A 7,063-nucleotide genomic window follows, 5' to 3' on the forward strand; every position below is an offset into this window, starting at 1 on the left:
GGCGCCGAGTCGGGTGTCGGGGTTGATGCCGGTGGTCTGGAGGCCGGGGGTGTTGTTGGTCTCGTGCCAGAGTTCGAAGACGGCGCCGGCGAGGGCGGTGCCGGTGGTGGCGTCGGTCTTCAGGACGCGGACCTCACCGGTGACCGGGGGGGTGGTGCAGGAGGGGAGGTCGCCGTTGAACGGGTAGGAGTGGAACTCCTGGCCGCCTCCCCCAACGGGGAGGCTGGTGTGGGTGAGCGACCCGGTGGTGAAGAAGCGGCCGTTGATCCCCGCGAGGGTGACGGTGGTCAGCGAGGCCTGCCGGCCGATCAGGAAGCTGCCCTGGAACTGGCCGGTGCCGGCCAGGGTGACGGCGGTGGCGTCGGGGAAGTTCCACAGCAGGTGGTCGCGGTAGGCGTTGAGCGGGTCGTCGGTGTCGTTGATGCCGCCGCTGTAGGTGTTCAGGGCCCGGGTGGCGCCGAGGACGTTGACGAGGATCGTGGCGCCGGAGGGGATGCCGGCGAAGACGATGCCCTGCTGGCCACCGGTCGGCCCGGTGAGGTCGAAGTCGACGTTGAACACCTGGAGGGCCGAGCTGCCGTCCCCGGTGAACAGGGTCTGCCCGCCCTGGTTCACGGCGGTGCCGGTCGGGGTGCGCGGCGTGCCGCCGACGCGGGCGTAGCAGTCGGACGCGGTGGTGAGCTGGTCGCGCAGTCCGCTGTAGGGCTGGACGGCGTCGGGGTCGGTGACGAGGGTGCCGGTCACCGTGCCGGTGACCGTGCCCGCGTGCCGGACCACGCCGCCCTCGGCGACCAGGGTCTGGCCGGGGGCGATGGTGATGCCGCCGCCGGTGGTGAGGAAGTCGGCGCCGTCCGGCGGGGGGACCCGGGAGCCGACGCCTGCGATGCCGATGTTGTAGATGGAGCTGACGCCGGCCTCCTTGGCCTGGGCGAAGCTGTCGAGGACGACCACGCGGCCCTCGGCCTCGGCGGCGCGCCCGGCGACCTGGAACTGGTTGCCGACGAAGATGTTGATGCCGTTGTCCCGGCCGGTGAACGGGAGGTTGTTGATCGACGTCGGGTAGCTGGGCGGGCAACTGCCCGGTACGCACGGGCCGAGGCCGCCGGGCAGCGGCGCCGCCACGGCGGGGACGGCCCCGGCACCGAGGGCGAGGACCGGCACCAGGGTCGAGAGCACCGTACAGGGGAGAGCCAGGGCGCCGGCCCGTCGGCGGACGCGGGTGAGCAGTCGGTTGAAGGAAGACATAGTCGAAGCGTCCGGCAGCTTGTGCGAACAGGGTGACCGGTGGAGCGCCCGCCTACGCTGATCGGTGAGCGGGCGTACCCGCTCAGACCAACCGTCACCTGGGCAGCGGACAGTGCCGGTGGGCCCGCCGGGCGCTACGACCGGGCGGCGGCCGCCTCGACACCGTCGAGGAGGACGGCGAGCCCGGTGCGGAAGGCCTCCCGGGTCCGCTCCTCCAGGTCACCGGCGCCGTCCCCGGCCTCGGGGGCGCCGCCGCTCTCCAGCGCGGTCAGCAGGGGGAAGCGCTCCGCGAAGTCCGGTGCGAGGGAGGCGAGTTGGGCGGACCGCGCGTACCACCACTCCTCGTCGGCGACCCCGGTGTCCACGGCCGCGGCACGGGCCTCGGCGGCGGTCCGGGCCATGCCGCGGACCAGCTGCCAGAGGGCGGCGACCACGCCGCGCAGCTGTCGGGGTGGCAGGCCGGCGCCGTCCAGGATCCGCAGCACCGCCTCCATCGCGCCCAGCTCGGCCGGGCCGAGGACCGGCCGGGCCTGGGAGATCTGCAGGACCCACGGGTGCCGCAGGTAGCAGGTGAAGGCCTCCTCGGCCCAGGCGGTGGCGGCGGCCCGCCAATCCGCGGCGGGGTCGTGGCCGGTGGGCAGCTCGGCGAGCACCCGATCGTGCATCAGGTCGAGCAGCTCGGCCTTGCCCGGTACGTACGTGTACAGGGCCATCGCGGTGCGGCCGAGCCGTTGGCCGACCGCGCGCATGGACAGTGCGGCCATCCCCTCGGCGTCGGCGACCGCGATCCCGGCCGTCACGATCGCGTCCACGCTGAGGCCGGGCTTGGGGCCGCTGCGCCCGGTGCGCGGCTCCTCCGGCCCGCGCCAGAGCAGGGACATCGAGCTGTGGGCGTCACCCTGGCCCGCGAAGACGGTCACGGTAGCGAACTCCTTATGCCGTAAAGTATCCTCGTCGAGGCAATCGCTTATGGCGTAAGGTTACAGTGGAGCCGAAACCGGAGGGTCCGACGGTGGCATTGCCCGTCACATACATCCAGGTCGTCGCGGTCGAGCGGGTCACCCCGCGGACGGCCCGCATCACCTTCGAGGCCGATGCGCTCGACGACAGCGTCGGCCGCACCCCCGACCAGCAGGTCAAACTCTGCTTCCCCAAGCCCGGCCGGACCGAGCCCGTGCTGCCCGGCGGCGGCGACGATCCGATGGGCTGGTATCAGGCCTACCTGGCCGTACCGGAGGACGAGCGGCCGTGGATGCGCAGCTTCACCGTCCGCGGCCGGCGGTCCGGCACCCGGCGGCTGGAGGTCGACTTCGTGCTGCACGGCGACGGCGGCCCGGCGAGCGCCTGGGCGGACCGCGCCCGGCCGGGCGACCGGCTCGGCATGGTCGGCCCCTCCGAGTTGTACGCCCGGCCGGTCCCGCTCGCCACCGTCGTCGCCGGGGCCGACTGGGTCCTGCTGGCCGGGGACGAGACGGCGCTGCCCGCGATCGCCACCCTGCTGGCGGCGCTGCCCGCCGGGATCCGGGCGGTGGTGTACGCCGAGGTGGCCGACGAGGCGGAGCGGCAGCCGCTGGCCACCCCGGCCGACCTGACGGTGCACTGGGTGTACCGCGACGGCGCCGCCCCCGGCGGACCGCTGACCGACGCGGTCCGCGCCGCCGACCTGCCCGGCGGTACGCCGTTCGCCTGGCTGGCCGGGGAGGCCTCGGCGGTCCGGGCGATCCGGCGCCACCTGGTGGAGGAGCGCGGACTGGCCAAGGCGTCGGTGGAGTTCGCCGGGTACTGGCGCCACCGGCTCACCCAGGACGACGCGCCCACCGCCGAGGACTTCGCCGACGCGCAGGAGAAGCTCGCGCAGGCCGGGTGAGCCACCCCGGGGCGCGGCCGCGGGAGGGGGAGATCCGGGGGTTCCCGCGGCGTTCCGCTGGGCAGGGTGGATAGCGACCGGTCGGACGTCATCCGTCCGGCGGCGATCCGGACGGCGTGAGGAACAGGGGTGGGCGACGTGACCAGGGACACCGGCGAGGCCTTCGGCGAGCGGACCGGCGGCGGGCAGGTGGGCGGCGGGCGGACCGGCGGCGGGGCGGACGGCGCCGCACGCGAGGCCGGCTCCGCCTACGGGGACCTCGCGTACGGCGACGTCACGCACCGCGACATCGAGGTGAACGGCGTCCGGCTCCACCTCGCCGAACAGGGGGAGGGCCCGCTCGTCCTGCTGCTGCACGGCTTCCCGGAGAGCTGGTACTCGTGGCGCCACCAGTTCGCCCCGCTGGCCGCCGCCGGCTACCGGGTGGTCGCCCCCGACCAGCGCGGCTACGCCCGCAGCGAGCGGCCCGCGGCCGTCGACGCCTACACCCTGCTCCACCTGGTCGGTGACGTCACGGCCCTGATCGCCGCGCTCGGCGAGGGGCCCGCGGTGCTGGTCGGCCACGACTGGGGCGCACCGGTCGCCTGGTCGACCGCCGCGCTCCGCCCCGACCTGGTGCGCGGGGTCGCCGGGCTGAGCGTGCCGCCGCTGCCGGTCTCCGGGCTGCCGCCGCTCGCACTGTCCAGGGAGCGGTTCGGCGAGGGCTTCTACCAGATCTACTTCCAGCGGCCCGGGGTGGCCGACGCCGAGTTCGCCCGGGACCCCGGCTCGACCTTCCGCCGCGTCCTGTTCAGCGGCTCCGGCGACCGCCCCGGCGCCGAGCGGCCGCAGGCCTGGGTCGTCCCCGACGGGCAGACGCTGCTGGACACCGTCCCGGAGCCGGAGAAGCTGCCGGACTGGCTCACCGAGGACGACATCGCGGCCTTCGTCGCCGACTACGCCGGGCACGGCGAGCACGCCTTCACCGGTCCGCTGAACTGGTACCGCAACATCGACCGCAACAACGAACTGCTCACCGCCTTCGCCGGGCGCGGCATCGACGTGCCCGCGCTCTACGTGGCGGGGGACCGGGACATGGTGTCGGCGCTGATCGGCCCGGACGCGCTGCGCGGGATCCTGGAGCGCCTCACCCCCAGGCTGTACGGGCACGTCACGCTCCCCGGCGCGGGCCACTGGACGCAGCAGGAGCGGCCGGCCGAGGTCACTGCCGCCCTGCTGGACTTCCTGCGCGGGCTGGACGGCTGACGCTCCGGGCCGGGAGGCTGACGCTCCTGCGGGCTCGGAACCGGAGCCCGCGCCCGGCGGCGCCGGCCGCTCCCCGGCCGGTCAGACCGGGAGCAGCCGGGCGATCAGCTCGCCCAGCCGGCGGGCGTTGCGGCAGGAGTGCATCTCCACCACCTCCGCGTACGCGGTCGCCGCCGAGTCGCCGCCGGCCCACAGCGAGGGCTGCTCCGGGTTGAGCCAGTACACCCGCCGCGCCCGCCCGGCGATCCGGCGCAGGGCGGACAGGTTCGGGTCGCGGTGGTTGTTGCGGGCGTCGCCGAGGATCAGCACGCTGGTGCGCGGGCCGACCGCGTCCAGGTGCCGGTCGGCGAACTCGCCCAAGGCGGAGCCGTAGTCGCTGTTGCCGTGATGGCCCATCACCTTGGCCTCGGTGAGGATGCGCCGGGCCAGCCCGGCCGGATCGGCCCCGCTGCCCGCCAGCAGCTCGGTGACCTCCGCGGTGCGGTTGACGAAGGCGAACACCCGGACCTTGCTGAACTGCTCGCTCATCGCGCGGACCAGCAGCATGGTGAAGTCGGCGAAGCCGGCCACCGAGCCGGAGACGTCGCAGAGCAGCACGATCTCCGGGCGGGCCGGCCGGCGCAGCCGGTAGGCGGGGCGCAACGGCACGCCCCCGGTGGACAGCGAGCGGCGCAGGGTGCGGCGGAGGTCGATCTGCCCACGGGCCGCGCGCCGCCGCCGGGCGGCCAGCCGGGTGGCCAGCTTCCGGGCCAACGGGTGGACGGTGCGGCGCAGTTCGGTGAGCTGGTCGCGGCCGGCCGCGAGGAAGTCGATCCGGTCGGCGCTGGGTGCGACGGCCCGTTCGGCGATCCGCTCGGTGCCGCGTACCTCGGCCACCCGGCGGCGGGCCTCGGTGCCGACCATGGCGCGGAAGGCCTGGACGCGGCGGCGGATCTCATCGGCGAGGAGGCCGTCGGAGAGGTCGGCCGGGGTGTCCGCCGCGGCGCCCGCGCGCAGCGCCGCCAGGACGCGGGCCAGCAGGGTCTCGGGGGCGAGCCGGCCGAGGGTCTGGTGGGCGGACCAGCCGTCCGAGCCGGGTACCGAGCCGGCGCCGTAGCGGCCGAACGCGGCCACCGCCTCGCCGGCCAGCCGGGCCTGGGCGGCCCGGTCGTCGGCGGCGAGGGCGGCGGCGAGGCGCTCGCGCAGGTCCTCGCGCACGGGGTCGGCCAGATCGCGGGCGGCGGCCCGGGCGTCGTCGGCGTTCTCGGGGCCGTCCGGGGACGGGCCGCCGCGGGCCGACTCCGGGGCGCCCACCCCGAGCGGGAAGAAGAGGTCGAAGGTGGCGTCGTAGACGGCCCGCTGTGCCTCGGAGCGCAGCAGCGCGGCGGCCAGGCCGGCCCGCAGCTGCTCCCGGTCGGTGAGGCCCAGCACGTCGAGGACGGCCGCCGCGTCGACGGTCTCGGCCGGACCGGCCCGCAGCCCGTGCCCGCGCAGGGCCCGGACCAGCCCGGTCAGCCGGGCCGCGAGGTCGGCGGCCCCGGTGGTCGCGGCCGCCGCGGGGGCGGGGCGGTCCGTCATGCCGGGGTGAGCTTCCGGGTGGCCTTCAGGATGTCGTCCTGGTGCTTGAGGATCACCCCGAGGGTGTCCCGGACCACCGCCTCGTCCAGGGTGTCCGCGCCGAGCGCCAGCAGGGTGCGGGCCCAGTCGATGGTCTCGGCCACCGACGGCGCCTTGCGCAGGCCCATCGCCCGCAGCGCGCCGACCACCCGGACGAGCGACTCGGCCAGCGTCGCGTCCAGGCCGGGGACCTTGAGCCGGACGATCCGGCGCTCCAGTTCGGCGTCCGGGTAGTCGAGGTGGAGGAAGAGGCAGCGCCGGCGCAGCGCCTCGGAGAGCTCTCGGGTGGCGTTGGAGGTGAGCAGGACGAAGGGCCGCCGGGTCGCGGTGATGGTGCCCAGCTCCGGCACGGTGACCTGGAAGTCGCTCAGCACCTCCAGCAGCAGGGCCTCGACCTCGACGTCGGCCTTGTCCATCTCGTCGATCAGCAGCACGGTCGGCTCGTCGCCGCGGATGGCGGTCAGCAGTGGCCGGGTGAGGAGGAACTCCTCGCCGAAGATGTCGGTGCGGGCCTGGTCCCAGCCCTCGTCCCGGCCGGCGGTGATCCGCAGCAACTGCTTGGCGTGGTTCCACTCGTAGAGCGCGCGGGCCTCGTCGATGCCCTCGTAGCACTGCAGCCGGACCAGGCGTGCCCGGTTGATCTCGGCCACCGCCTTGGCGAGTTCGGTCTTGCCGACCCCGGCGGGGCCCTCGACCAGCAGGGGCTTGCCCAGGCGGTCGGCCAGGAAGACGGTGGTGGCCACCGCGGTGGAGGCCAGATAGCCGGTTTCGGCCAGTTGGGCGGCCGCGTGCTCCGCCGACTCGAAGAACCCCGTGCCGTCGCCGCCCATGTGCCCCACTCCCGTCGGTCCGTCCGTGCAGCAGCACCCTACCGGCCGGTCACTTCGCCGTCCCGGGCTCCGAGCTGACCCGGTTCGACTGCGTCCCGGAGTACGCGGACCAGGTCTGGGCACTCTGACGCCCGGCTGACCGGAACCGTCCGCGGGCGTGGCGGTCCCGAGCAGGGGGGAGGGGGGGGGGGGGGGGGGGGGGGGGGGGGGGGGGGGGGGGGGGGGGGGGTTCTCTGCCTCTTTTCTTTTTGGTGTGGGGTGTGGTGTTGCTTGGATGGAT

The 7,063-nt window shown here is 75.2% G+C and carries 6 protein-coding genes; 2 read left to right on the forward strand and 4 right to left on the reverse strand.

What is annotated here, in order from left to right:
- Nucleotides 1-1,245 (reverse strand): choice-of-anchor A family protein (locus ACZ4UX_RS05500; protein ID WP_465705690.1); only part of this gene is annotated, 1,245 nt, incomplete at its 3' end.
- Nucleotides 1,246-1,379: 134 nt separating this feature from the next.
- Entirely contained in the window at nucleotides 1,380-2,165 is a 786-nt protein-coding gene (locus ACZ4UX_RS05505) for a TetR/AcrR family transcriptional regulator (protein ID WP_465705691.1), read from the reverse strand.
- Between the two features lie 92 nt (nucleotides 2,166-2,257).
- Here ACZ4UX_RS05505 and ACZ4UX_RS05510 point away from each other — a divergent pair, with 92 nt between their 5' ends.
- Entirely contained in the window at nucleotides 2,258-3,112 is an 855-nt protein-coding gene (locus ACZ4UX_RS05510; RefSeq protein WP_465705692.1) for a siderophore-interacting protein, read from the forward strand.
- Nucleotides 3,113-3,406: 294 nt separating this feature from the next.
- Nucleotides 3,407-4,357, forward strand: coding sequence for an alpha/beta fold hydrolase (locus ACZ4UX_RS05515; RefSeq protein WP_465705966.1), 951 nt, complete (start codon nucleotides 3,407-3,409; stop codon nucleotides 4,355-4,357).
- A gap of 81 nt (nucleotides 4,358-4,438) precedes the next feature.
- Here the strand turns inward: ACZ4UX_RS05515 and ACZ4UX_RS05520 are convergent, their stop codons facing one another.
- The gene (locus ACZ4UX_RS05520; RefSeq protein ID WP_465705693.1) at nucleotides 4,439-5,914 is read right to left on the reverse strand and encodes a VWA domain-containing protein; all 1,476 of its coding nucleotides are present in this window, start codon (nucleotides 5,912-5,914) and stop codon (nucleotides 4,439-4,441) included.
- Nucleotides 5,911-6,783 carry an AAA family ATPase gene (locus tag ACZ4UX_RS05525; protein WP_329486104.1) on the reverse strand — a complete coding sequence of 291 codons (873 nt, stop codon included), beginning with the start codon at nucleotides 6,781-6,783 and terminating at the stop codon, nucleotides 5,911-5,913. Before ACZ4UX_RS05525 ends, ACZ4UX_RS05520 begins: the two co-directional genes overlap by 4 nt.
- Between the last annotated feature and the right edge of the window lie 280 nt (nucleotides 6,784-7,063).

It is taken from the genome of Kitasatospora sp. NPDC028961 (assembly GCF_055564815.1).

Coding starts and splice junctions, on each gene's coding strand:
- ACZ4UX_RS05520 (WP_465705693.1), bottom strand. CDS start 5,914: ATGACGGACCGCCCCGCCCCCGCGGCGGCCGCGACCACCGGGGCCGCC.
- ACZ4UX_RS05525 (WP_329486104.1), bottom strand. CDS start 6,783: ATGGGCGGCGACGGCACGGGGTTCTTCGAGTCGGCGGAGCACGCGGCC.